Source organism: Myxococcus qinghaiensis (assembly GCF_024198215.1).
GTDB lineage: Bacteria > Myxococcota > Myxococcia > Myxococcales > Myxococcaceae > Myxococcus > Myxococcus qinghaiensis.
This window is the reverse complement of record NZ_JAKCFA010000032.1, coordinates 64,883-91,253: the sequence shown is the minus strand read 5'-3', so window position 1 is coordinate 91,253 and position 26,371 is coordinate 64,883. Positions and strand designations below refer to the sequence as shown.

The 26,371-nt window shown below is 69.6% G+C and carries 15 protein-coding genes; 13 read left to right on the top strand and 2 right to left on the bottom strand.

Annotation, left to right across the window (positions count from 1 at the left end):
* The first annotated feature begins 7 nt into the window (after nucleotides 1-7).
* From LZ199_RS46865 to LZ199_RS40650, 13 genes are all read left to right on the top strand, one after another.
* On the top strand, nucleotides 8-2,311 hold the full coding sequence (locus LZ199_RS46865; protein ID WP_253999198.1) for a baseplate J/gp47 family protein: 2,304 nt from the start codon (nucleotides 8-10) through the stop codon (nucleotides 2,309-2,311).
* Entirely contained in the window at nucleotides 2,312-5,077 is a 2,766-nt protein-coding gene (locus LZ199_RS40705; protein ID WP_253999197.1) for a phage tail protein, read from the top strand. It begins immediately after the preceding gene.
* The gene (locus LZ199_RS40700) at nucleotides 5,074-6,510 is read left to right on the top strand and encodes a hypothetical protein (RefSeq protein ID WP_253999196.1); all 1,437 of its coding nucleotides are present in this window, start codon (nucleotides 5,074-5,076) and stop codon (nucleotides 6,508-6,510) included. Before LZ199_RS40705 ends, LZ199_RS40700 begins: the two co-directional genes overlap by 4 nt.
* A gap of 3 nt (nucleotides 6,511-6,513) precedes the next feature.
* A complete protein-coding gene (locus tag LZ199_RS40695) occupies nucleotides 6,514-7,800 on the top strand; it encodes a hypothetical protein (RefSeq protein WP_253999195.1) in 1,287 nt (428 codons plus the stop codon).
* A 42-nt stretch (nucleotides 7,801-7,842) separates the two neighbouring features.
* A complete protein-coding gene (locus tag LZ199_RS40690) occupies nucleotides 7,843-8,802 on the top strand; it encodes an IPT/TIG domain-containing protein (RefSeq protein ID WP_253999194.1) in 960 nt (319 codons plus the stop codon).
* A gap of 9 nt (nucleotides 8,803-8,811) precedes the next feature.
* Nucleotides 8,812-11,307: a vWA domain-containing protein gene (locus LZ199_RS40685; RefSeq protein ID WP_253999193.1), complete on the top strand. Its 2,496-nt coding sequence runs from the start codon at nucleotides 8,812-8,814 to the stop codon at nucleotides 11,305-11,307.
* A 99-nt stretch (nucleotides 11,308-11,406) separates the two neighbouring features.
* Nucleotides 11,407-13,431: a hypothetical protein gene (locus LZ199_RS40680; protein ID WP_253999192.1), complete on the top strand. Its 2,025-nt coding sequence runs from the start codon at nucleotides 11,407-11,409 to the stop codon at nucleotides 13,429-13,431.
* 14 nt (nucleotides 13,432-13,445) lie between these two features.
* Nucleotides 13,446-15,509: an AAA family ATPase gene (locus tag LZ199_RS40675; RefSeq protein WP_253999191.1), complete on the top strand. Its 2,064-nt coding sequence runs from the start codon at nucleotides 13,446-13,448 to the stop codon at nucleotides 15,507-15,509.
* A gap of 12 nt (nucleotides 15,510-15,521) precedes the next feature.
* Nucleotides 15,522-18,740, top strand: a complete 3,219-nt coding sequence (locus LZ199_RS40670) for a phage tail protein (RefSeq protein WP_253999190.1) — start codon at nucleotides 15,522-15,524, stop codon at nucleotides 18,738-18,740.
* A gap of 14 nt (nucleotides 18,741-18,754) precedes the next feature.
* Nucleotides 18,755-19,366 (top strand): hypothetical protein, encoded by a 612-nt coding sequence (locus tag LZ199_RS40665; protein WP_253999189.1) that lies wholly within the window; start codon nucleotides 18,755-18,757, stop codon nucleotides 19,364-19,366.
* 19 nt (nucleotides 19,367-19,385) lie between these two features.
* Nucleotides 19,386-21,884, top strand: a complete 2,499-nt coding sequence (locus LZ199_RS40660; protein WP_253999188.1) for a glycosyltransferase — start codon at nucleotides 19,386-19,388, stop codon at nucleotides 21,882-21,884.
* A 7-nt stretch (nucleotides 21,885-21,891) separates the two neighbouring features.
* Nucleotides 21,892-22,653 carry a hypothetical protein gene (locus LZ199_RS40655; protein ID WP_253999187.1) on the top strand — a complete coding sequence of 254 codons (762 nt, stop codon included), beginning with the start codon at nucleotides 21,892-21,894 and terminating at the stop codon, nucleotides 22,651-22,653.
* A 148-nt stretch (nucleotides 22,654-22,801) separates the two neighbouring features.
* The gene (locus tag LZ199_RS40650) at nucleotides 22,802-24,643 is read left to right on the top strand and encodes a tetratricopeptide repeat protein (RefSeq protein WP_253999186.1); all 1,842 of its coding nucleotides are present in this window, start codon (nucleotides 22,802-22,804) and stop codon (nucleotides 24,641-24,643) included.
* Here LZ199_RS40650 and LZ199_RS40645 read toward each other — a convergent pair.
* The gene (locus LZ199_RS40645; RefSeq protein WP_253999185.1) at nucleotides 24,640-25,191 is read right to left on the bottom strand and encodes a hypothetical protein; all 552 of its coding nucleotides are present in this window, start codon (nucleotides 25,189-25,191) and stop codon (nucleotides 24,640-24,642) included. The genes LZ199_RS40650 and LZ199_RS40645 overlap by 4 nt on opposite strands.
* A 53-nt stretch (nucleotides 25,192-25,244) precedes the next feature.
* On the bottom strand, nucleotides 25,245-26,324 hold the full coding sequence (locus LZ199_RS40640) for an NAD(P)/FAD-dependent oxidoreductase (RefSeq protein ID WP_253999184.1): 1,080 nt from the start codon (nucleotides 26,322-26,324) through the stop codon (nucleotides 25,245-25,247).
* Nucleotides 26,325-26,371: the final 47 nt, after the last annotated feature.

Sequence of the window (26,371 nt, the reverse complement as noted above, 5' to 3'; positions counted from 1 at the left end):
CGACATCGTGCCACTCACCCTCCCGCCCATCGATGACCGCAAGTACCAGCAGCTCCTCGACGAGGCGCTGGCGCGCATCCCCATCCACAACCCCGAGTGGACCAACTTCAACAAGTCCGACCCGGGCGTCACGCTACTGGAGCTCTTCGCCTTCCTGACGGAGAGCCTGCTCTACCGCGCCAACCAGATTCCGGAGCGCAACCGACTCAAGTTCCTCCAACTGCTCGGCGTGCCGCTGCTGCCCGCCGCGTCCGCGCGCGGTCTGGTCGCCTTCCGCAACGAGCGCGGCGGTCCTCCCCAGTCCCTCACGTTGACGGAGGGAGTGGAGGTCCGCGCGGGACAGGTGCCCTTCCGCACCGAGCGCGGACTGGACGTGCTGCCCGTGGAGGCCGCGTGCTTCTACAAGCGGAGCGTCGCGCCCGAGGAGCGCGTGAAGGAGTACTACCAGGAGCTGTACGCCTCCTTCACCGCCACCGCGCCGCCGCCCGCGCCGCTCAATGAGCTCCAGTTCTACGAGACGACGCCCTTCTCTCCGCGCGGCACGGAGCCGCTGGACCTCAACACCGAGACGCTGGACAAGGCGCTGTGGGTGGCGCTGCTCCTGCGGCCCGCGGACCGGAAGCTCCCGGATGCGCTGACGAGGGCTCGGGAGGAGCTGAAGGGCAAGGTGCTGACGGTGGGGCTCGCGCCCGCTGGCGGCGCGGAGGGACGGGACCTGGTCCCCAATGGACAGGCGCGGCCCGTGGGCTCGGCGGTGCTCCAGTTCCAGCTTCCCCGGCTGCCAGCGGACGGCAAGCTCCCGGAGGACCCGGCGCTGCGCAACGCGAGCTGGCGCACCCTGGTCACCTCGGAGATGCCCACGGAGCCGTCCGTGGTGGACGTCCTCCTGCCCTCCACGCTCGCCGAGTTGGAGCTGTGGACGAACCTGGACCCGCTGGAGGCGGGCACGCGCGACTTCCCTCCCTCGCTCGACGACGAGGACCTGGAGGCGCGCGTCATCACCTGGGTGCGCATCACCGCCTCCGCGCCGGTGACGACGAAGCTCCTGTGGGCCGGCATCAACGCCGCGCCCGTGTCCCAACGTGAGCGCGTGACGAGCGAGCTGCTGCCCACGGGCTCGGGGGAGCCGGACCAGGCGCTGAAGCTGTCGCGCGCGCCGGTGCTGCCGGGCTCGGTGCGGCTGAGCGTCACGGTGAATGGCGTCACCGAGACGTGGGAGGAGATTGACGACCTGACGAGCGCGGGCCCCGAGGTGTCGGTGCCGGACCCGCGCCTGCCGCCCGGTTCGCCGCGTCCGGCGCAGACGCGCGTGAAGGTGTTCCGCCTGGACGCCGAGGCGGGCGAGCTGCGCTTCGGTGACGGTGCCCACGGTGCGCGGCCTCCGCTCGGCGCCACGCTGCGCGCCGACTATGACCACGGCGTGGGTCGCGCCGGCAATGTGGCCACGGGCACGGTGGCGAGCGGGCCCGCGCTTCCTCCTGGGATCCAGGTGGCGAACCCGCTGCCTACGTGGGGCGGCTCCGACGCGGAGGGCGTGCGCGAGGGAGAGCGGCACATCTCGCGCTTCCTCCAGCACCGCGACAGGCTGGTGACGGCGCAGGACTTCGAGGCGGTGACGCTGCGCACGCCCGGCGTGGCGGTGGGCCGCGTGGATGTGCTGCCCGCGTTCCATCCCGCCCTCTCGCCCAATGAGCCGGGTGACGCTCCCGGCGCGGTGACGGTGCTGGCCATTCCCCGCTCGGAGCCCGACGCGCGCGAGGTGGAGGGACCGGACACCTTCCTGGATGCGATTGCCTGCTGGCTGGCGCCGCGCCGACTGGTGACGACCGAGGTCTTCGTGCGCCGTCCCCAGTATCGACCCATCTGGGTGACGGTGGGGCTGGAGGTGGTGGCGGGCGTGTCCCAGGCCCAGGTGCGCGAGGCGGTGAAGGCCGCCCTCACCGAGTTCCTGTCACCCCTGCCTCCCGAGGACGCGGAGCTGCTGGAGCAGACGGTGTCGCTGGCGGGAGCGCATCCGGCCACCGTGGCGCGACGTGGCTGGCCGCTGCGCAAGGCGGTGGTGTCGCTGGAGCTGGCGGCGGTGGCCAGTCGCGTGGCGGGCGTGGCGCTGGTGCGCGGCGTGCGGCTGGGCCTGGCCACGGGCACCCAGCAGGACCAGATACCGATGACGGGGCTCCAGCTCCCTCGGCTGGCCGGGCTCTCCGTCGCCGTGGGTGACGCGCCCTCGCTCGACGACCTGCGCGGCACGTCCGTCACGACGACGCAGCGGCCGTTCGTCTCCGTGCCCATCGTCCCCGAGGAGTGCCGATAGATGGATGCCAACGGCGCTCGCTTTCATCTGCTGCTCGGTCGCGACGACTGGGGCCGCTGCACCTCGAAGGGCCGACTGCTCTCCGAGGCATGGAGCGAGGCGTCCGGCGCGGACGTGGCGTGGGACTCCACACGCGCGGAGGTCTCCCTGCGCGCGGAGCTGTTCCGCTTCATCGCCGCGCCTCGCGATGTGCCTCCTGTGCTGGAGGACCGACGCGGCGCCGCGAAGGACCGCTACGGCAACGTCTACTGGGCGGCTCGCGACGGACGCACGCTGAAGGTCCTCTCCAGCGGCTCACGGCAGACGAGTGACTTCTGGCCTGTCACGCCCGAGGCCCCACCTGTTTCAGGCACGGGTGGCTTCGGTCCGCTCGTTCCGCCCACGCCTCCCACGCCCGAGCTGCTCGCGGGCATGGCCATCAGCGGGCATCACTACCTGGTGGCAGGTACGGTCGCTCCCGCTGGGCTGCTCGTGTTCGACCTGCACTCGGGCGGCCCCCCGGTGCGACACGTGTGGCCCATGGGAGTGCCCTTCGCGCCGTGGGACATGGCGGCCACTCCGGATGGCGGCGTGGTGGTGCTGGACCGTCAGCACCGTCGCCTGTGGCGCCTGGACGCGGGCTTTCGCGTGGTGCGCACGGGAGTGGATGACGTGCTCTCCGCGTCGCGCGTGGAGTCCTTCCAGCCGCTGGCCGGAGGGCCGACGCGTACGATTCCGGCCGTCACCTTCCCTCGCCCGGTGACATTGGATTCGTCGACGCCCGTCGCGGCGCAGGACCCCATCTCCGTGGAAGTGCTGCCGGACGGCCGCGTGCTGGTGCTGGACCGAGGCACCAACGACAGCCGACTGCTCGTGTACCGCGATGGCGTGCTCGAGGGCGCCCCGGTGCCGCTGGAGGTGGACGGCCTGCTCGGGGACACCAGCCCCTCGTCGTCGTATGTCCTGGTGGCGCACGACATGGCGCTGCTTCCCGCCGAGTCCGACGGCTCCGTGGGGCGCGTCGTCGTCGTGGGTCGGGATGGCAACCAGGCCTTCGCCTTCGAGCTGCTCGCCACCGAAGCAGGCCCGCTCGTCGCGGTGGCCCAGCCGGAGTACCTGCCGCTGCGTCTCTTCGGGGGCAAGGCGCTCATCGCCTCGGACGGCCAGGCCCTCTACGACTTCGCCGACACGTTCATCCCGCTCGTCGCGCAGCGTCGCCCGCGCTACGTGGCCGAGGGCACGCTGCGCACGCCCGTGCTCGATGGACGCACGCCCGACTGTGTCTGGCATCGGCTGCTGCTGGATGCGTCCCTCCCGCCCGGAGCGCGCCTCGTGGTGCGCAGCCGCGCCGCGAACGAGCGCTCGGACCTGGAGGCGCTGCCCTTCAGCGAGGAGCCCACGCTCCACAAGCGCGGAGATGGCTCCGAGCTCCCCTTCACCACGACGGCGAAGGGCGAGCACCGAGGCACCTTCGAGGTGCTCTTCCAGCGCGCCAAGGGCCGCTATGCGCAGGTGGAATTGACGCTCCTGGGTGGCGGCGCCGCGACGCCACGCGTCCATGCGATGCGGGCGTGGTACCCGCGCTTCTCCTACGCGGAGCAATACCTCCCCGGCCTGTACCGACAGGACCCGGAGTCGGCCAGCTTCCTGGACCGCTTCCTCGCGAACCCCGAGGGCCTGCTCACGCCGCTGGAAGACCGCATCGCCGCCGCCCAGGTCCTCTTCGACGCGAGGAGCGCACCACCCGAGGCGCTCGAGTGGCTGGCCTCCTGGTTCGGCGTGGCGCTGGACCCCGCCTGGGACGAGACGCGTCGCCGCCTCTTCCTGCGCCACACGCTGGACTTCTTCCAGTGGCGAGGCACCCCGCGCGGCCTGCGCATGGCCCTGCGCGTGGCCCTGGACGACTGCCCCGACGACTCCATCTTCACCGACGACACCGAGCCGACGCGCGCCCGCTACCGCATCGTCGAGCGCTTCCGCTCCGCGCGCACGCCGTTCCTCTTCGCGACGGACGCCTCCGAGACGGGAGGCATCCGCATCCAGCCCGCCGCCACGTCGCGCCGCTGGGAGCCGTCGCAGGGAATCGCGCGACTGCTGGAGCGCTATCAAGCCACCCTGGTGGACGCGGGCGTGACGGCACCGGTCGACGCGCTCCCCTTGCGCGAGCCCACGCAGGAAGCCATCGCCACGGTGTGGCGAGCGTTCATGCAAGAGGCGCTGGGCTTCATTCCGGCCGCCACGGTTGCGAGCGCGCCGCGCTGGCTCGACTTCCTCACGCGCCGCTACCGCACGGTGCAGGCGCTCAACGCGGCGCACGGCACGACGCTGACGGACTTCACGCAGGCCACGTTGCCAGTGACGCTGCCCGGGGACGGTCCGGCGCAGTCGGACTGGTACCACTTCGAGACGGTGGTGTTGCCCGTGCGCGCGGCGGCCCACCGCTTCACGGTGGTGCTGCCCGTGCCGCGAGGCAGCGCGGCGCAGGAGCAGCGCGCGCGACAAGAGCAGGCGATGCGGGTGGTGGCGGTGGAGAAGCCGGCCCACACCGTGTTCGACGTGAAGTTCTACTGGGACATGTTCCGCGTCGGCGAAGCCCGCCTGGGCGTGGACACCCTGGTCGACCTGGGCAGCCGTGCCCCCGAGCTGATGCCCGCCATGCGGCTCGGACGCGAATACCTGGCGGAAAGCCATCTGGCCCCGAGACCACCCCAAGACGCCGCGGACCGGCGAATCCTGGGGAGGGACTTGCTCGGGCGCCGTGAGACCCACGGGAGCGACATCCAATGAGCACCTTCACTTCCACGTCAGTACAGCGCGCGCCGGCCGACCCGACCAAACACGTCAACTACGTGCTCGGCATGGTGCTGGGCGTGGACGACTTCACCCAGGAGTTCGCCTACCTCTCCGAGAGGGACAGGTGGCTCGCGAGAGACTTGCTCGGCTACGGCACCGCCTGGGGCCTCTCCGTCAGTCATGGCGCTGGCGCACGGGGCCCGGAGGTGCGCGTCACTCCCGGCGCGGCGCTGACACCGCGAGGACAGTGGGTCCGCGTGACACCCACGCAGTGCGCGGCGCTCAACGACTGGCTCCTCGCGCGCGGCACCGAGGTGGACGCGTACCTGCGCGCGGGCAACCGGCTGACGGTGCACGTGGTGCTGCGCCACCGCGACTGCCTCACGGACCCGGTGCCCGTGCCGGGTGAGCCGTGCCGCACCGAGGACGACACCACCGCCCCGTCGCGCGTGACGGATGACTTCCACCTGGAGCTGGCGCTTCGGCCGCCCCCGCCTCCGCTGGAGGAGAACGCGGTGCGCGACTTCGCGCGCTGGCTGCGGCGCAACATGAACGTCGTCGCCTCCTCGCCCACGCCCACCACGCTGGAGCAGTTCATCACGCTGCTGCGAAACTCCGTCGTCCCCTCCTCGCCGGTGTCACCGGTGGACGACTACGTGCTGGACGACCTGCCCGGCGGGCCGGTGCCGGTGCTGGAGACGGACGTGGAGTCCTTCCTGCGCGAGGCTTCGCGGGTGTGGGTGACGGAGCTGCGGCCCCTCTGGCGGACGAACTGGCTGGGCGAGGCCCAGGGCTGCACCCAGCCGGTGTCTCCCGCGCCGGAGTCGGAGGCGGACGGCGTCCTCCTGGCGGCGGTGGACCTGCCGCTGGTGCGCGAGCTGGGCACCGGCCCCTGGAAGGTGGACGCGGCGGGCACGAAGTCGGTGGACGAGGCGCAGCGGCCCTTCCTGCTGCACCAGCGCATGCTCCAGGAGTGGCTGCTGGCGGGGCTCGCCCGTGATGCCTCGGCGGTGCACCGTCCGGATGACCTGCCGCCCTACTCCATCGTCGCGTCGGGGATGATTCCCATCGACGAGACCTCCACTGACGTCGGCTACAACGGCTTGAAGGTGACGAAGGTGGACGTGGGGCTCGTGACGGTGAGCTTCACCGGCTACTCGCATCAGCCGGACCAGTGGCGCTACGTGCTCAAGACGACGCTCGTGGAGCCGCAGAACGGCCTGGTGACGCAGCCCTCCATCACCTTCGTGCGCGCGGACACGGACGGCCTGCTGCTGAAGGTGCGCGACAAGGACGCGCTGCTCCCCATCCTCACCCTCCGCAAGCTGGGCCTCATCGTGGAGGTGAGCCAGTACGCCGTCGCCTCGAAGAAGAAGTCAGTCGGTGGCTCGACGAAGCCGAGCCCTCGCACGGAAAGCCTGAGGTAGGCCATGCGCATCGACCTGGACACCGCGTTCCTCGAGGACGGCATCCGCTCGACGAACTTCTTCAACGGCCGGCTGCTGTCGGCCGAGGACCTGAGTCAGGAGCAGACCGCCCACGAGGCGGCGCTGGGACGACACGTGCGTGCCATGGGCGAAGGTGTCGCCCACGGGCTCGCGGTGTCCATCTCACCGGGAACCACCGTGTCCTCACCGCTCGTCACCGTGACGGCGGGACTGGCGCTCAGTCGCGCGGGCCACGCGCTCGAACTCCTCCAGCCGGTGGACGTGTCCCTGGTGCGAGGCCCCTCCAACAGCGGCAGCGGCGCGACGGCCACCGCCACGGGCGGCTTCGAGACCTGCTCGCCGGGCAGCAGCGACTACGTGTCCGGCACGGGCGTGTACCTGCTGGTCCTCTCGCCCGCATCCGGCAGAGAGGGACGCGCGCCTGTCAGTGGCCTGGGTGGAAACCCCTCCTCCGGCTGCGAGGCGAAGCGGCGGGTGGAGGGCGTGCGCTTCCGGCTGCTGGACTTGAAGCTGACGGCGGCCCAGCTCTCCGACGAAGCGCACCTGCGCAGCCGGGTGGCGCACCTGTGCCTGGGCACGTCGGACGCGGCGAGCCGCGCGTGGATGGTGAATCCCTTCGGGCCGGCGAATCCGCCCTATGGCCTCATCGACAAGCTGCGGCCCACGGCGCTGACGTCGTGTGACGTGCCGCTGGCGGTGGTGCACTGGAAGGCGGGCGTGGGCCTGCGGTGGGTGGACGCCTGGGCCGCGCGACGCCGGCCCGCGCGCGTGGCCACCCCGGAGCGCTGGGGCCTGGGCCTGGACGACCGCCGCGCCACCGAAGGTGAGGCGAGCTTCCTCCAGTTCCAGGAGCATCTGGACACGCTGCGCACCGGGACTCCGGAGACGGTGCGCGCGCTGGACCACTTCGTGGCGCTGCCCGCGGTGGGCCTGCTGCCGCTGGAGGGCATGACGGGCGCGCGGGGCTTCACGTACACGAAGTTCTTCGACGGGCTCACCTATCCGCCCGAGGCGCCGGTGCACGCGGAGGGCTCGCGGCTGCAGGCCCTCTTGAGGATGTCGCTGGCGTACCCGCCGGTGGACCTGGTTCGCAAGGAGCCCTTCCTGTGGCTGTACCTGGTCCACGAGAACCAGCTCGCGCAGAGCGACGCGAGCGCTCCTCGGCCCCAGCCCTATCTCGTCTTCGCCAGTGGCTACCTGCCCTACCTGGGCGACGCGCGGTCCGACGCCGCGCACTGGCACTTCGGCAACTACGCGCTGCCCCGCTGACCTTTCCACCTTCCATCTCTCGCAGGCCGCGAGGAGACCCCGATGGCCGACCCACTCAACCTCGTCAAGCCCGGCGACCTCATCAGCGCCGAGCTCATCAATGCGATCATCCAGCTGCTCAATGCGCTGGCCACCTCGTCGGGCGGCCCCAACGTGGTGCCCAACCTGTTCAGCCGAACGGTGCTCGACGTGAAGGCGCTGATCGCGCAGTCCGGCGGCAACCTCCAGCTCGCCCTGTCCATGGATGCATCCGGGCTGGTGGTGAACCTCAATGACCCGAAGAACAACGCGCGGCCGGTCATCGGGCAGATTCCCACGCCGGGCACCCGAGTGCAGGACGGCACGGGCATCCACCTGCTGGTGGCGACCCAGGCTGGCTCCACGCCCACGCCTCCGGCGAAGCCCACCGTCAGCGGCTTCTCTCCGCTGACGCCGAACATCGGCACGGAGGTGCAGATCATCGGCGAGAACTTCGACGCGGTGCGCGGCAACAACACGGTGACGTTCGACGGGACGGTGGCCGCGCCGCCCTCGAACGCGAGCACGCGCTACTCGCTGTTCGTCGTCGTGCCCTCCGTCGCCAACCCGCCCGCCGCGGGCCAGCAGAAGACAGTGACGGTGGTGGTGACCAACCCCGCGGGCGCCACGTCCTCGCAGCTCATCATCCTGGGGCCCACTGGCACGCCGCTGCCCGCAATCACTCCCTTCAGCATCGCCAACGCTCCGCTGGGCGGCGAGCTCATCATCAACGGCCAGAACTTCGGCACCACGCTGACCAACATCCGCGTGTTCTTCGACGACCAGCCCCGGGATGGCACCTCGGGGACGCCCATTGGCGTGCAGCCGCTGGGCACGTCCTCACTGCCGAGCCGGCTCGTCGTCACCATCCCCTCGTCCCTGACGGGCATCAACCTCTCCGGGGACAGCAAGATCATCAACATCAAGGTGCGCGTGGGGACGGCCATGTCTCCCACGCAGGCACTCGAAATCTACAAGCCCTGAGGTCCACACATGCCAAGACATTCCAAGAGGCTTTCCTGGCTCGCGCTCCCCTTCCTGCTGGGGGCGACAGGCTCGCTGGCGGCGACGCATGAGCTCGCCATCTCCGCGCCCGCGACGACCATTCCCATCACCCGCGTGAAGGTGATGCTCGAGTCGACCACGCCGATTCAAAACGGCGCGACGCTGAACTTCGAGACGCCCATGGGCAACACCGACGTGGTGGTGGGCGGCGGGCCCGTCAACCTGGCCAACGGCGACAACGTGTTCATCGTCGGGGCCGGCACCAACGCCATCATCATCGACTACAAGCGGCGGGACGTCCTGGCCGCCGTGGACAACCTCTGCGGCATCAAGCCCGCCCAGGACGGCTCCGGGACGATTCGCTTCACGCCGGACGCCACGAACTTCAACAACCTCACGGGCTATCGCACGACGACGTTCGCCGCGCCGTCGGTGGACCAGTGCACCTGCTCCTCGCGACGGGTGAAGGGACTGACGAACTGGACCCTGCCGCCTCCGGGCGTGAATCGGGGCCGCATCCCCATGGACGTGGCGCTGGTGCTGGACCGCTCCGGCAGCATGGATTCGGCGACGCCCGGTGACTCGATGAACGTGCAGAAGTGGCTCGCGCTGCAGAGCGCCGCCGAGCAGTTCATCCACTTCTGGGAGGTGGAGGGGTTGGACCCGCTGAACGAGACGGGCGGCTCGGGGCTGGGCAGGGACCGGCTGGCGCTCGTCTACTTCGAGAGCGACTCCGAGCCGACGAAATTCAACGGAAAGCTGTTCGTCGAGCGCGCTCCGGCGCTGATGGATGGCGGGCACCCATGGGAGCAGGCCGTCAGCCATGTGAACGCGAACATCACCGCGGGCACCACGGCGATGGGCGGCGGCATCCGGGATGCGCTCGCCGCGTGGCAGGAGGACAAGGTCAATGACCTGACGCTCGTGGTGATGACGGACGGCATGCAGAACGTCAACCCGATGGTGAAGGACGGCACGGGCCCGGACATCGGCTTCAAGGTGCTGGAAGTCACTCCCGGCACGACGGAGCGCCTCACCAACCACTGCGTCCCCATGCTGACGGTGGCGGTGGCCAGCGGCGCCGTCCCGTACGCGGACCTGATGAACGCCGTGTCCCAGCAGACTGCCGGACAGAACCACCTGACGACGAGCAGCGGCACCACCACGGCCTTCGCGCAGCAGTTGGTCGCGGCGCTCAAGGGCAACACGCTGGCCACGCTGCTGCAGAGCTCCACCACCCTGCCCTCGGGCACCAACACCGCGAGCCGCACCGTCGACGTGGATGGCACGGTGCAGAGCCTCTACGTCAACCTGGGCTGGTTCACCACGAGCCCGCGCGGGCAGCCCGTGACGCTCAAGGTGACCGCGCCGGATGGCAGCAACCCGAAGCCCGTGGCGGTGAAGACGGGCCGCAGCCACGTCCTGAACCGCTATGACTTCCCCAAGGCGGGTCCGGTCGGCAAGTGGCAGCTCACGGTGAGCCGCATCCCCGGGACGGCGAGCCCCGCCATTCCGTACCAGCTCTCCGCGTATGTGCAGGAGAAGAGCCTCGACTTCCAGCTCTCGCTGGACAAGGTGCGGCACTCGGCCGGCCTGCCGCTCGAGGTCGTCGCGCAGGTGTCGTTCGACGGCAAGCCGCTGGAGAAGCTCAACAACGGCGAGCTGACCGTCATGGTGGAGACCCCGAACGGGGCGCTGGGCACGCTGATGCATGAGACGCGCGCCGAAGGCCGGGGCGAGCAGGGTCCGGATCCGGTGTCGCCGTACCAGGGCAAGCTGGACACGCTGATGAAGGACCCCGAGTTCCTGAAGAAGATGGGGACCACCGTCGGCAAGGACGAGCTGGCGCTGAAGGAGACCGCGCCCGGCATCTACAAGCTGGGGTTCAAGAACACGCAGACGCCTGGCACGTACCGCTTCCACTTCCAGCTCTTGATGAAGGGCCCCAGGGGCGAGCCGCTGCGGCGCACGGAGGTCCTGGAGACACAGGTGGATGTGCTGCCCTTCGGCCCGAATACCGAGGTCAAGGTGACGAAGGTCGACACCGGCAGCTACGTGCTGGTGCTGACTCCGCGCGACGAGCTGGGGAACTACGTGGGTCCGGGCTTCGAGGACCGCGTCGTCGTGCAGATCAACGGCAAGGGGAGGCAGGCTCCGGCCACGACGCCCAGAATTGATGGCACCTACGAGGTCCGCCTGTTCGAGATTGATGACCGCACCGAAATCATCGTGCTCGTGAACGGCACGCCCGTGGCCAAGGGCCCGGTGACGGAGCTGGAGCCGGTGAAGCCGGTGCCTCCGGACAACGGCTCCGCGCGTGACGGCGGAACTGGCGGAGACGATGGCGGCTCGGGTCCTCCGGTGCCTCCCACGGAGGGCTGCCCCTGCAAGCACACGCGTCCGAGCGGCTCCACTGGCGTCCTGGGGCTCGTGGCCCTGGGGTTCCTCGCGAGCCGTCGCCGCAAGCACCACGACGCGGACTGAGGTCCGTCCGGTGTCCGGGAGCCCTCGTCACGGGGGCTCCCGGCTCTCTACCGAGCCGTCACGTTCCCATCACGTCGAACCCACGAGGACGTCGCGACGATGCATGAGCAGGCGGCACGAGGCAGGACGGTCATCCAGCGGCTGCGGCTGCGCGGGGCGGAGCTGGAGCCGCTCTCGGCGCGACTGCGGCTGGAAGCCGTGCTGGCTGGCGCCGACCTGCTTCCGCCGGGCCTGCCTCCCTCCGCCACGGTGTGCATCCGGCGGTTGATGGACCCGAAGCCCGGCGTGCTCTCCGTGAGCCAGCAGGCCCTGCGTCCGCCCGCGGCGTGGAACGAGGCGCTGTCCTCGGTGCTGCGAGAGCAGGTGGCCCGCGCCGCGAGGCCCGCGCGGGGTGTCGTACCGCCTGGCGCGGAGGCCGTGTTGTTCGCGGACCCCTCCGAGCTGCTGGCCTGTCTGGCGAGCGACGTGAGTCGTGGACTCGCGAACGCGCACTGGTGGTGGAGGGGCCTGTTCCCCAACGCGGACCTGGCCCGCACCGTCGTCACTGAATGGTTGCGCGCGCCCGAGTACGTCCCGAGCGCGCTGGAGGTCCTCACCCGGCAACGGGAGGCGCGTGCCGTGGTGTCGCTGTTCTCCGTTCCTGAGGCGCGTGAGCTGCTCATCCGGGTGGTGCGAGTGCATGGCCTGACCGCCACCGCGCTCGATGCGCCCGCACGCCATGCGAACGACGAGCAGCCCATGGTCCCTGTCGTGCCATCAGTCGCGGGAGAGGCGGGTGGAGCGTCCCACGCGGCAATGGCGCCATGGGAGCCCTGGGCTCCCGAAGTACGGAGCCTGAAGGACTCACGGGAACACGCGGCCCTGCTCGGAGTCGCGCTCACGCTGCGTCGCGCTCCAGTGGAGGCACGTCGCTCGGAGTTCCTCTCCGCCGTCGGCACCTGGCGAAACACGGAAGAGTCGCTGTCTTTCCCCTCCTCCGTGGCACCGCGCGCGGCTCGGCATGAGACCCCGACTGACGCTCTCGCGGTCAGCGCTCCTCCGAGGTTGCACACTGAATCGGCTCCTGACGACACGGCGTTCGCGGCCCCCGTCGAGGAACCCACGGCGCGGCCTCCATTCGAGACAGCTCCTTTCGCGGAGCACGTAGCGGGGCCCGCGATGACTCGGGCCGAAGCATCGACAGCGAGTGAAAGCGTCCTGGAGCGTTCGGACATCGATGGCGCGTCGCGGCCCATCGAGGTCTCGCCGAGCGCCGAGGCCCCGTTATCCCGCGAGGCCTCACCCGCCTCCGCCACTGAAGACCTTTCGCGGTCCCCCGTGCACACCACGACACCACCGACACCACTCCGAGAGCTCGAGCCACCCTCCGGACGCGCGTGGGGACTGCCCTTTTCCACCCGCCTCGGCGGCCTCTTCTATCTGGTCAACCTGGGCCTGTTCCTGGAGCTGTACGGCGACTTCTCGATGCCGGCGCATCCGAACCTGCCGCTGTCGCTGTGGGACTTCGTCACGCTCGTGGGCCGGCGCCTGTGCGTGGACCCACGTCCCTCGGACCCGGTGTGGAAGGTGCTGGCGCTGCTCGCCGGCCGGAAGCCTGGCGTCCTTCCCGGTCAGGGCTTCACACCTCCCGCGGCCTGGCGAATCCCACCCACCTGGCTGCGCACGTTCCGCGACACCCACTGGACGTGGAGCGTCGTCGAGGGACGGCTGCGCGTGCACCACGCGGCGGGTTTCCTCGTGCTCGACGTTCCCTGCGATGGACACGACGCGGAGGCGCTCATGGACAGCGAGCTCGCGCCCTACGCCTCCGTGGCTTCGTTCACGTTGTCCCCAGGTGACGAGACAGGTCCGCTCGACACCGAGCCCCTGGAGCGGTGGCTCGGGTGGTTCGTGCCGTTCTGTCGCGCTCGACTGTGCCGCGCGCTCGGGGTGTCGCCGGATGAGGCGTCAGCCCTGGACGCGACACTGCTCGCACACGACGCGAGGTTGCACGTGACGGAGGGGCATGTGGACGTGGTGCTGTTCCTGGCCCAGCTCCCGTTGGCGGTGCGCATCGCCGGCCTGGACCGCGACATCGGGTGGCTGCCCTCCGAGGGGCGACACCTCACCTTCCACTTCGAGTGAGCCCGAGGCGCGCCATGTCCATCTCCCAGCCTCCACCCACCGAGTCCGAAGCGCACGAGCACTTCAAGCTCTACTTCTTCGCCGCCGTGTCGCGCGTGCTCGCCCAGGGCGCGAGCCTGTGCGGTGGCGAGGACTCCCTGCTCGTGCGGTTCCCGTTCCTCGAAGCCTACCGGGCGGAGCTCACCGAGCTGGGCATCGACCCGCAGGAAGTGTCGACCGGAGCGGGCCCGTGGGCCGAGGCCATCTCCGCCTGGGAAGAGGACGTCACCGAGCACCTCCCCCTGCGCGCGCTGCGCCGGGCCGCGCTGCTGGACCATGACACGCTGACGCTCCTGCTCGCGGTGGGCATGGTGGAGGAAGATGCCCGCTTCGGCGCGCTGTTCGCGTCACTTCAGGGAACGCCCACGCTCCACCGTCCGACGCTCGGCCTGCTCAACGCGGGCTGGCGCGGAGACGAGGACCGGGGTGAGACGCGTGGACGGCTGCGTCGCCTGATGGAGCTGGGGCTCGTGGAGGTGACGGACCGAGAGGCCCCTCGCTCCGAGTGGGCACTCCATGTCCCCGGCGCGGTCTGGGATGCGCTGCGTGGCGAGGCTCCCGACAAGCCCACGCCGTGGCTGAAGCATCATCCCCTGGCGCGGCTGGAGCAGGACGAGCCGCTCATCATTCCAGAGTCACTCCGCGACGCGCTGGAGCGCCTCCCCACCCTGCTTGGCACCGACGAAGTGCGGGCGCTGGTGCTGCGCGGACCTCGTCACAATGGACGGCGCACGCTGCTGCGCGCGGTGGCGCGCTCACTCGGGCGAGGCGTGTTGGAGGTTGACGGACTCCAGAAGGTGGAGGACGCGCGCTGGCGCGTCGTGGGTCCGCTGGCCACGCTGCTGCACGCGATGCCCGTGGCGGTGACGGATCCGCCTCCGGGTGAAGCCGCGGAGATTCCCGCCCTGGAGGGACTCGACGGGCCGCTGGGCGTCGTGCTCGGCCGATTGGGTGGCGTCACGGGTGACGGCGTCGACCGCGCGCTCACGCTGGACGTGGCCATGCCGGGGCCCGATGAGCGCGCGCTGCATTGGGAGCGAGGACTCGGGGGCCGCGCATGTCCCGCCCTGGAGACGCTGAGCACGGGATTCCGCCTCACGCGAGGACATCTCCGACGCGCGGCCCGTCTGGCCCAGGCCCACGCGGCGCTCGCGGGCCGGGAGCACATCGAACCTCCCGACGTGCGCGAGGCCACGCGCGCGCTCAACCGGCAGGCCCTGGACACCCTCGCCGTGCGCGTGACGACTCCGGGTGACTGGAGCCAGCTCTCCGTCGCGAGCGAGACGCTGCGCGAGCTGCGTCTGTTGGAGACACGCTGCCGCTACCGGGAGCGCATGGGCACGGCGATGGGAGTCGCCCTGGCGCGACAGCTCACCGCGGGCGTGCGGGCGCTCTTCCAGGGTCCCAGCGGCACGGGCAAGACGCTGGCCGCGCGGCTCGTGTCGGCGGCGCTCGGGCTGGACGTGTACCGGGTGGAGCTGTCCTCGGTGGTGAACAAGTACATCGGCGAGACGGAGAAGAACCTCGCCCGCATCTTCGCGCTCGCCGAGGAACTGGACGTGGTGCTGCTCTTCGACGAGGGGGACGCCCTCTTCGCGCGGCGCACGGGCGTGGGCTCCTCCACGGACCGCTACGCCAATCTTGAGACGAACTATCTCCTCCAGCGCATCGAGTCCTATGAGGGCATCCTCATCGTCACCACCAACGCGTCCGACGCCATCGACACTGCCTTCCAGCGGCGGATGGACGTGGTGGTGGACTTCCGCTCGCCGGACGCCTCCGAGCGCTGGACGTTGTGGCAGCTCCACCTGCCGCCAGCACACACGGTGGACAGCCAGTTGCTTCGCGAAGTAGCCGCGCGCTGCCATCTCAGTGGCGGACAGATTCGCAACGCGGTGCTGCACGCGTCCCTGCTCGCGCTGGAGGAGCAGGCGCCGCTCGGCTCCGCGCACCTGGAGGCCGGGGTGACGCGCGAGTACCGCAAGGCCGGAGACGTCTGCCCCTTGCGCCGGGCCACCACGCAGTCCCTGCGAGGCTGAGAGAGAACACCCATGCCTCCCGCCCGCGCATCCGCCCGCCCCGCCTCCCGCGCACCCGCGCGAGGAGCGGCGCCCGCACGCGCCGGGGCCACGAGCGCGGCGGCACCGGGAGGCGCGGCCATCAAGGTCGGTGGCGACGCGGAGAAGGACCCGCGCTTCCGCAAGGTCATCGAGCAGCTCAAGAAGAGCTCCGACAAGACGAAGAAGCATCCCCCCGCGTCGCAGAAGGCCGCGGAGGCCCAGGCCGCCGCCGTGTCCCCGCCCACCGAGCAGCTCGCGGGCGCGAAGGGCAATCAAGTCGACGCCATGAAGGCGGCGGAAGCGCCCAAGACAGAGCCCAACGGTTTCCTCGCGATGTTGCGCGCGGAGATTGAAAAGGTGATGCCGAAGACGCTGGATGACGCCGACAGCTTCATGGAGGGCAACGAGACGGCGCAGGTGAAGGACAGCGTCGCCGGAGGCGTCAGCGAGACGAAGCAGGCGGCGACGGGCCCCACGGAGGCCGCCACGGCGGCGGCTCCGGACCCCAGTGGCGTGCCCGCCCGACAGGCCTCGGCCATGCCCTCCGAGCCCGCGCCCGAGTCGCTTCCGGTCAACGGCGCGGAGGCCATGCCCGCGCCCAAGCCGAACACCCAGGTGCAGGCGCTGCAGAAGGGCAAGCAGGACGCGGACCAGCAGATGAAGGACGCGGAGCTGACGCCCGACCAGCTCAAGAAGGCCAATGACCCGCGCTTCTCCAAGGTGCTCTCGGAGAAGGGCCAGGTGGAGAAGACCGCGGGGGCCGCGCCCGGCAAGTACCGCGCGAGCGAGACGGGCACGCTGGGTCAGGCCAAGGCGAAGGCCGGTGGAGATGCCCGTGCCGGCGTGGCGCAGATGGCCGGCGTCCGAGTGTCCGGCAACAGCAAGGTGAAGACGCGCCAGCTCCTGGCGAAGCAGAAGGACGAGGCCCGCCGCAAGGAAGTCACCGCGAACATCGAGCGGATGTACCAGCAGACGAAGCAACGGGTGGACTCGCGGCTGTCCACGCTGGAAGCGGACGTCATGCGCATGTTCGACCTGGGCGCCGAGGCCGCCCTGTCCGACATGAAGTCCTACGCGGACCGAGAGATTGAGAAGTTCAAGGACGACCGCTACAGCGGCCTGACGGGCAAGGCGCGCTGGGTGGCGGACCTGTTCCGTCCCGTGCCCGAGGGCATCAAGGTCATCCTTGGCCAGGCCCGCACGCGCTTCGCCTCGAAGATGGATGCGCTCGCGGTGCGCATCTCCACGACGGTGGACAACCGGCTGGCGCAGGCCAAGGCGGACGTGGACAAGGGTCAGGCCGCCATCAAGACGTATGTCGACAGCCTCCCGCGAGACCTGCAGGGCGTTGGGCAAGAAGCCCAGAAGGCGGTGGGCGAGCGCTTCGACGAGCTGAGAAGCGGCATCGACGCGAAGAAGAACGACCTGGCCCAGAAGCTGGCCCAGAAATACAAGGAGGCGTTCGACAAGGCGGACGCGGCCCTCAAGAAGCTGGAGGAGGAGAACGCCGGCGCGCTGAAGAAGCTGGCGGACGCCATCGGCGAGGTCATCAAGATCCTCACCGAGTTCAAGGACAAGCTGATGGCCCTGCTGCGCAAGGGCTGGGAGACCATCAAGCTCATCCTCGCGGACCCCATCGGGTTCCTGTCCAACCTCATCTCCGCCATCAAGCTGGGCGTCCAGCAGTTCCTGGGCAACATCCAGGAGCACCTGGTACGCGGCTTCATGAAGTGGCTCTTTGGAGCGCTGGCGCAGGCAGGCATCCCCATCCCCACGGACCTGACGCTGCCGAGCATCCTCAAGCTGGTGCTCGCGGTGCTCGGCATCACCTACGAGCGCATGCGCGCCAAGGCCGTGAAGCTCATGGGCGAGCGCACCGTGGGCCTGATGGAGAAGGTCTTCGAGTTGGTGCGCACGTTGGTGACGTCTGGCCCCGAGGCGATGTGGGAACAGATGAAAGAGAACCTCGGCAACCTGGAGGCCATGGTCATCGAGTCGCTGAAGACGTGGCTAATCGAGACCGTCGTCAAGCAGGCCATCACGAAGATCATCTCCATGTTCAACCCGGCGGGCGCCATCATCCAGGCCGTCCTCGCCATCTACAACACGGTGATGTTCTTCATTGAGCGCGCCAGCCAGATCATGTCGCTCATCGAGGCCATCATCAATTCGGTGCACTCCATCGCCACGGGCGCGATTGGCGACGCGGCCAACTGGATAGAGCAGGCGCTGGGACGCGCGGTGCCCGTGGTCATCAGCTTCCTGGCACGGCTCATCGGCCTGGGCGGAATCAGCAACAAAATCAAGGAGACCATCCAGAAGGCACAGGGGATGGTGGACCGCGCCATCGACAAGGTGCTGGCGAAGCTGGTCGCACTGGCGAAGCGGCTGTTCGGGCGCGGAGGGCGCGGACAAAGCGCATCGGCGAACGCGCGCGAGGGCCGGCGCGTCAGAGTCCAGCTCCCGCTTTCGATGCACCACGAGGGCCACACCCTCTATGCGGAACTCCAGGGCAACCAGGTCATCATAAAGATGGCCTCCAGCAGGCTGGAGGTCTTGAAGGTGCTCGCCGCTGGAGCCATCAGCAAGGAACGCGCCGGAGCCAACCGACCCAAGCTCATCAAACGGCTCGAGAAGGTCTACTCGAAGCTATCCGCGACGGAGAGCGACCTTCGCGTGGCCGTCATCAACTCCGACAAGGACGCCGAGTACAAACTGCTGAAGAGCATCGAGGATATCGCCAATAACCTGCGAATGATTGGCGGAGAGTTCAACCTCAATGACCTCATCAACATGGGGCACGCCTCGCAGTTCGTCGAAGGCACCCGCCTCAAGCCCCCCTATGACAAGCAGGTGCGGGCGAAATTCTACCCCAGTGGCTATGACGCCGCGACCAGGATTTGGTTCACGGCCCGCCTCAAGGCGCTTGAGAATCCAGCGAATAAAACCCAGTTCCGGGATGAAATTTCGAACACCTGGGAACCAAAGTCCGAGGCGACTATCGACCACACGGTCCGGGTCGTGGAGCACTGGCGCTCACACGGAGGCAACAACTCCGACCAGTCCACTCGGGCGATCTTCTACAATGAGACCTCGCAGATGCAGGTCGTCACGCGCTCGCACAACAGCAGCGATGGTGCCCATGCTCGAAACAGTGGATTGGTCTACACCCCCGACGTCGGAAAGAACTTCCGGGGTCCGGGCGAGTAAGAAGGGATGCACTCATGTTCAATCTCTGGAGCCCCTACTTGGATTCGAGCGGAACCCTGTGGTTCGACATCACGTGCGCCAACATGCCGAGGTTGAACAAGGGTTCCCGCGAGTGGATGGATGCGTGTCTGCGTTCATTGGACATCCCCACCGGCGTGGCACGCTCATGGACGGTGCATCCACTTCGCGCCCTCTTCTATTCGGACTATCGCGGTCACGACGACTGGCTGGACAGGTGGCCCGCGACCTGGACGGTTCAGGTCGAATTGTCGGCGCACCAGGGCCTGCAGGTGGTGCCCTCCGAGGTGCCGGTCCTGGTGGATGAACGAGATTCCACCTGGGACGGCGACTATGACGAAGCGACACACGGCTCGACAGCGCTCATCATCGCGGCGTTCCCCCGGGGCGTTCTGTCCCTCGAGCCCCTCAAGCGGGCGGTCCTGCGCGGCCCCCTCGAGGGCGCGGTCCGGGATGTGAGCCTCCGCCCTGTCTCCTCCCGGAACCATCAGGTCCGTGTCCTCGTAGGTGTCGAGGACTTCGCCCGGTCCGCTCCCGCGCTGGAGGCGATGGTGGAAGCATTCGAGCAACGGGGCGGGAAAGTGAACTGGCAAGACCTCTCGCCCTGACGTCATCCGCGAGCCCGACATGGCACCTTTTCGACACGTCTTCGCCTGCCTCGTCCACGAGCGTCCCGACTGCGTCGTCGACCTCGTGCGCAACCTGCATCACCTGGACCCCAGCTCGCTCATCCTGCTCTACAACGGGGGGCACGACTCGAAGCTGTTCGAGGGCTTCCCCTTCGAGCAGTACAACGCGGTCATCCACCCCACCCCGCGTCCGATGAAGTGGGGCTGGCTGCATGACTTCGCGCTCGACTGCTTCCGCTTCGCGCTGGAGCACCATCCGTTCGACGCGATGACCATCGTGGACTCGGACCAGCTCGGCTTGCGGCCTGGCTACTCCGAGCACCTGCTCGCGTTCTTCTCCGCGAATCCCGGCGCGGGCCTGCTGGGCAACGTTCAAGCACCGCATGGCCCGGGGGCTCGCACGGCTCCCTCCGTCCATGCCCGGCGTGAAGTGGACCTGTGGCGTCCCTTCCTCCGCAAGTTCCCCCAGGGTGAGTCGCAGTTCGTCCACTGGACGTTCTGGCCGTCCACGGTCTTCAGCGCCGACGCGGCCCGCGACCTCGTCTCGCTGTTCGAGCGTGACACGCAGCTCCAGGACATCCTCCGCCGCTCGCGCATCTGGGCCACCGAGGAGGTGCTGTTCCCCACGCTCACGGCCCTGCTCGGCCACCGCGTGCTCGTCAGCCCGTGTGACTACGAGGTGGTCCGCTATCGCGTCCGGTACTCCACCGCGCAGCTCGACGCCGCCATGGCCTCGCCCAACGCGTTCTGGGCGCATCCCATTCCTCGCCAGTTCGATGACCCGCTGCGTGCCCACGTGCGCGAACACTTCGGGCGGTATGAGCGGACCTCAGCGCTTGAGGCGGGAGTGCTACCGCGCCTCGCACCACTCCCCAAGGAGGGCGGGGCGCCCGCACCTGATTCGTTGGCTGCTGGCGCTCGGAGCATCGTGAAGGACACCGTCGCTCAATCTGGGGAGACGGCGCCATCACCTGATTCGTTGGCTGCTGGCGCTCGGAGCGACGTGGCGGACACCGTTGCTTCGGCTGTCGACTCGGTGGCGAACACGGCACGCGCGGAGTCACCCGGTCTGCTGCTCACGCGGCCCCTCCTCGCGGAGATGCGCGAAGTCGAAGGCTGGCTCACGGACGACGAGGCGGACCTGCTCATCGCCGCCACCTCGCGCGCGCTCACGTCGCTGCCCTCCTCACATGCGGTGGTCGAAGTGGGCAGCTACTGCGGCAAGGCCACCGTCATCCTCGGGCGCGTGGCCCAGTCGCTCGGCGTCACCCCTCCGATTCACGCCATCGACCCGGGTGACGGTGTCGTCGGCGCGCGCGGCGGCAACCTGCAGCACATGGGCTCCACCCGCGAGAAGCTCGCACGCACGCTCCAGCGGACCGGACTCGCCTCCCGCATCCAGGTCCATCATCAGCACGCGCCCGAGGTCCCCTGGAGCGCACCCATCTCCCTGCTCCTGGTGGACGGGCTCCACGACTACGCCAGCGTGTCGGCGGACTTCCTCCACCTGGAGCACTCGCTCGTCGTCGGAGGGCTGGTCGCCTTCCACGACTGCGCCGACTACTTCCCTGGCGTGAAGCGCCTCGTCCGCGAGCTGCTCCACGAGGGCCGCTACCGCGCGCTCCACACCGCCGGCACCCTGGCCGTGCTCGAAAAGCGCGCCATGGCCGCTCCTCAGGAGCCAGCCCCCAGCCCGACACCCTCGTGGACCCACGAGGAGCCGAAGCCCACGCTCACCCTCGCTCGCATCCCGGTGGCCCCGAGCATCGAGGAGCCTCGGCTCACGCACGTCCCGTTGCCACACGGGGCCCAACCCACGGTGTCCTGCATCATGCCCACGTTCAACCGGCGCCAGTTCGTCCCGCTGGCGGTGCGCTGGTTCCTCGCGCAGGACTGGCCGGAGCGGGAGCTCATCATCGTCGACGATGGCACCCAGCCCGTGGCGGACCTGCTCCCCGAGGACCCTCGCATCCGCTACGTGCGACTGGAGCGGCGGCACTCCGTGGGCGCCAAGCGCAACCTCGCTTGTCAGTCCGCGCGCGGCGAGCTCATCGTCCACTGGGATGACGACGACTGGTCCGCGCCTCACCGGCTTCGCTACCAGGCGACGTCACTGCTCGACGCGGGCGCCGCCGTCTGCGGCCTCACGCGCGTCTACTACCACCAGCCCGCGACGGACCGCTCCTGGCAGTACGTCTATCCCCCGGGCCAACGGCCCTGGGTCTCCGGCAACACGCTCTGCTACACGAAGTCGTTCTGGGGCCGGAACCCGTTCCCCGATATCAACGTGGGCGAGGACGCGCGCTTTCTCTGGAGCGACCCGTCCCGCAAGCTCCTCGTGCTGGATGACCCGTCCTTCTTCGTCGCGTGCATCCACGACGCGAACGTGGACCCGAAGCGCGTCCATCATCGCTACTGGCACCCCCACCCCACCGACACGGTGCGCGCGCTGATGGGTGACGCGTTCGACGCGGTCCACGCCCTCCTCGCGGCCTGAACGCGACATGACTCCCGCTCTCAACTTCTGCTTCCACGGCGGCGCGCTCCGCCCCACCGTCGTCGCCGCCATCCGCTCGGCGATGAAACACAATCCCCAGGCCCGGACCTTCATCTACTGCGACGAGCCTGGCATCCGCCGCTACCAACCCCTGCTCCCCGGCGCCCACTTCGAGGACCTGGCCGAGCACTGCTCCCAGCTGGGCACCACCCGGCTGGAGGTCGCCTCGCGGCGCATGAGGGCCTTCGCGCTCCTCCAGAACGGCGGCTGGTACCTGGACGCGTTCGACACCGTGACGCTGCGCCCGCTGCCCGCCGTGGAGCGCTTCACCATCGGCGAGGAGTGCTGGGACTCTCGCCGCCGCTGCGCCGGGGTCTGCGCCAGTCCCCCCGGGGACGCCTTCGCAGAGCACTGGCTCGCCGCGATGATGGCCGTCCCCGAAGCGGACTGGGACCACTGGACGGACCAGACGGTGTGCAACCGCCTCATCGGACTCCACGGCAAGCTGGTGGAGTCACTTCCCACCGGCCGGCTCAACTGGCCCTCCGAGAGCGGCTTCACCGGCGAGCTGCGCCTGTCCGAGGACCAGGTGGCCTGGCTCCTGGAGAATGCCTGGGTCATCCACTACTTCGGCCGGGGCGCGCGCGGCGTGCCGTACAAGGAAATGGGCATGTCCGCCTTGAGAGATTGTCGCAAACTCGGCGGCTGGCTTCCCCGGCTCATCCTCCATCACAGCCAGGGCGTCACCACCCCCGCTCCAGCGGAGTGATGCCTTTGACGCGTCGCGACTTCGTGAAACAGCGACTGTGGGTAAATACATCGGGGGTGGATTGCTCGGCTGCTAAGAGGATGTGAAACTGGGGCTGTCGACGAACCAGCTGGCTCGCCTTCTCGACCCCCCTCTCGAGGACCTCACCGTGAGCGCCCCACCCGCTGTGCTTGGTGTCTCCTTCGCGGTGTCCGTTGAACAAGGAATCCCCTCCGCGCTGCCCTCCCACGCCATCGAAGTGGACGTGGGCGTGGCGCTGCCCACCGCCTTCGGAGGACTGAGGAAGGTCCTCCGCGCCTGTGAGGAGACCGCCCCGGAGGTCGTCCGCGCCGTGGCCGCCGCGCATCCGTCCGAGTGGAACCGGCTGTTCCCGGGCTCCATCCAGGGCGCAGCCGACCTGGGGGACCTGGCGCTGTCGCCCTCCGAGCGACGGCTCCACCGCGAATCCGAGCAGGCCTTCTGGATTCTCACCGTCGCCGCGCGCGCCATCGTCGAGACGCTGCGCGTCAGCGGGCGTCCCCTGGTGCTGCATGGCGCCGGAGAGTGCGACCTGGTCAGCCTGCGCGCGGTGATGCGCGCGGCCGAGTGGGCGCGACTCGACGGGCTGGATGGGACGTTGCTGCTCACCGGCTGGAGGATGCGTCGTCCCCACTGCGCCGCCGTCTTCGAGTCGCGACGACAGGCCTACCTGGATGCGCTGAGTGACCGGCTGCGAGTCCCCCACGCCTCGGGCCCGGGGCCGGTGTCCTCGCGGCGGGATGAGCCCGCGGTGGACCTGGAGGGCCGCTACTTGCGGTTGGTGGTGGACGCGTCGGAGTCGCGCGAGTCGCGTGTGGCGGCGTCCATCCTCGCCATCCGCCAGTGCTTCTTCACCACGAACTATGAAGGCGCCATGCTGGCCGCTGAGCAGGGCCTGGCGCTGCTGGACGGCGACCCGGACGCGCAGCTCGCCTCGCGCGTGGCCCAGGCCTGGGACGTGCTGGACACGGGCTTCTCCACGCCCGCCATCGAAATCGACAAGAGCAGCCTGGGCGACGTGGATGAGCTGAAGGCGTTGCTCCATCGCAGCATGGGCGTGGTGCATGTCTTCACCGGCGCGCATGACGCGGCGATGGAGTCCTTCGGCCGGGGCCTGGAGTGCCGCATCCCTCCGGAGCTGGTGGCGCGGCTGCACATGTTCCGCGCGCTGACGCTGACCAAGCGCTTCGGGCAGCTCCCCAACGCTCGCGTGGAGGTGGAGGCGGGCGTGGCCGCGCTGGCGAAGAGCACCGCGCCGGACCGCGCGCTCCAGGAGGGCTGGCTGCGCAACGTGTGCGCGCTGACGTGGTTCCAGGAGCGCAAGCTCGACAAGGCGCTGGTGGAGGAGAAGCTCGCCATGCGCTGCGTGGGAGACCTGCACGACGCGAGCGCCACCCACCTGAAAATCAACCTCATCTCCAACGCCAGCTATCTCCAGGAGTCGGCGCGGCAGTTCTCGGACGCCATCGCGACGTGGCGGCGCTTCGAGAGCATCAGCGCGAAATGGGGCGTCAACTTCTCCAAGCACCACTGCTACCGGCTGGCGGGCCTGGAGTTCGCCTCGGGCGCGCGCGCCGAAGCCGTGGAGCACTTCACGCAGGCGTATGCCAGCGCGGAGGCCCTGCGGGACTCCTTCCACCGACAGGTCATCGCCGCCGAGCTGGGACGGATGTTCCTGGACGACGGGAAGATGGACTCGGCGGTGGACTGGTTCGCGCGCGCGGAGCAGCACGCCCGTGAAATCGGCGAGCCGCTCAAGGCCGCGGAGAGTCTGGCGGGGCTGTCACTGGCCGCCGGGCGCACCGACTGGTCCGAGGCCCTGCGCTGCGCTCGCGCCAGCTCCACCTGGCCCAAGGAGACGCAGGCCCTGGTGGACGCGCTGGGCCGAGGCGACGCCGCGGCGGTGCAAGCCCTGCTGCCCCGCCCCCGGACGAAGCTGAACCGGCCCTTCGACTCGGTCAGCCTGTATTAGCGCGTCGCGGTGAAGCGACGGTAGACCTCGCACGCGGGCTCGCCCGCCGGGACATTCACCCGGCTGGCGGAGTACGTCGCGGAGAAGACGGCCCGCGTGTCGCCGCGCGCGGGGGCCTCCTCGAAGTAACCATTGAGGAAGAAGCTCAGCTCCGAATCGGGCTGCGCGTTGAACTGCACTGTCTTGCGGCCGCTCAGGGACATGCCCGTGTAGGAACCACCGTAGTAGTCGCCGGTGAGCTGGATGTCTCCCAGGGAGGCACGGACGACCGTGGTGTCACCCTCGCGGGTGATGAGGAGCTGCGCACCCTCCGGCAACGTCAGGCCCGCCTGGGTGCAGTTCGTGCCGAGCGACGACGTGTCCTCGAAGCGGATGACGTAGGTGCCGTCGATGGCGCAGTCGCCGCGACACTTGTTGTCGGAGGAATCTCCACAGCCCGGGTTGCCCATGCCACTGCCCATGGACAGCGCCGCCGTCACCAGCAGCAACGGGATGCGAAGGTGCTTCACGGCGGATGGCTTCACGGTGTTGTCAGTCACGTCACTCATGTCGGATTCCCCTCGACTGCTCCGGCCCAGAGACGGCGGTGAAACGGTGAATGTCAGCGCCCAGGCTCGAAAGGCGCGGCGAGCTCCGCGCGGCCTCCCGTGACGAGCTCCGCGAGCACCGTGGCCGCGTGAGCCCCGGTGAGGATGCCCTGCCCTCCCAGGCCCGTCGCCACGAAGGTGCGCCGCGTGCCCGGATAGCGGCCGATGTACGGACGGCCATCCGGAGTCACCGCGCGAAGGCCCGCCCAGGCGCGCACGAAGCGAGCCTCACGCAGCCGAGGCGCCAGCTTCGCCACGGTGGCGCTCAGGTGCAGCAGGCCCGCGGGCGTCACGTTCTCCACGAAGCCGACCTCCTCCTCCGTGGCGCCGACGACGATTTCTCCCGCGCGCCAGGGCGCCAGGTACGTGGGCCCGGAGATGACGCGCGTGAGGGACATGCCCGGCTGGTGCACCACCAGCATCTGTCCGCGCACCGGCTTGAGCGGCAGCGGTGGCAGCCCTGGGAACGTCGAGGACCACGGGCCCGCGCTGACGATGAGCTGGTCCGCGCGCAGCGTCTCGCGGTCGGTCCGCAGCGACACGCCCTCGGCCGTCTCCTCCACGGAGCGCGCGGACTCACCGAGCCGCACCCGCACGCCCGCGCGCATCGCCGCGCCCAGCAACGCGTTGACGTAGCCCTCCGTGTCCACCATGTGGCCGTGCGCCGTCTCGAACGCGCCCAGCAGCGGCGTTCCCTCCAGCGCGGGCTCCAGCTCCACGAGTCGGGCCGCGTCCACCCACGTGCCCAGCTCGTCCGGGTGCCTTGTCGCGCGCTCGGCGAGCGCGTCACGTCCCTTCGCGTCCGCGGCAATGCGGAGGATGCCCTGGCCCCGGCGCAGCAGGGGGCCCTCTGGCAGCGAGGCCAGGTCCTCCGCCAGCGTCGCCCTGCCCGCCCGTGAGAAGGCGAGCATGGCCGGGTCGTCGTAGAGGCGCACGGAGGGAATCGCCACACCCGCCGCCGCGCGAGAGCCTCGGCCGCCCGGGTCCACCGCATCCAGCACCGTCACGCGCGCCCCGGTGGCCGCCAGCCGCCTCGCCACGGACAACCCCACCACGCCTGCGCCAAGGACGACGACATCCGAGCTGGAACTCATCCGTGAGACTCACCAAGGTGAAGCGAGGGCTGTCCCCTGAATACACG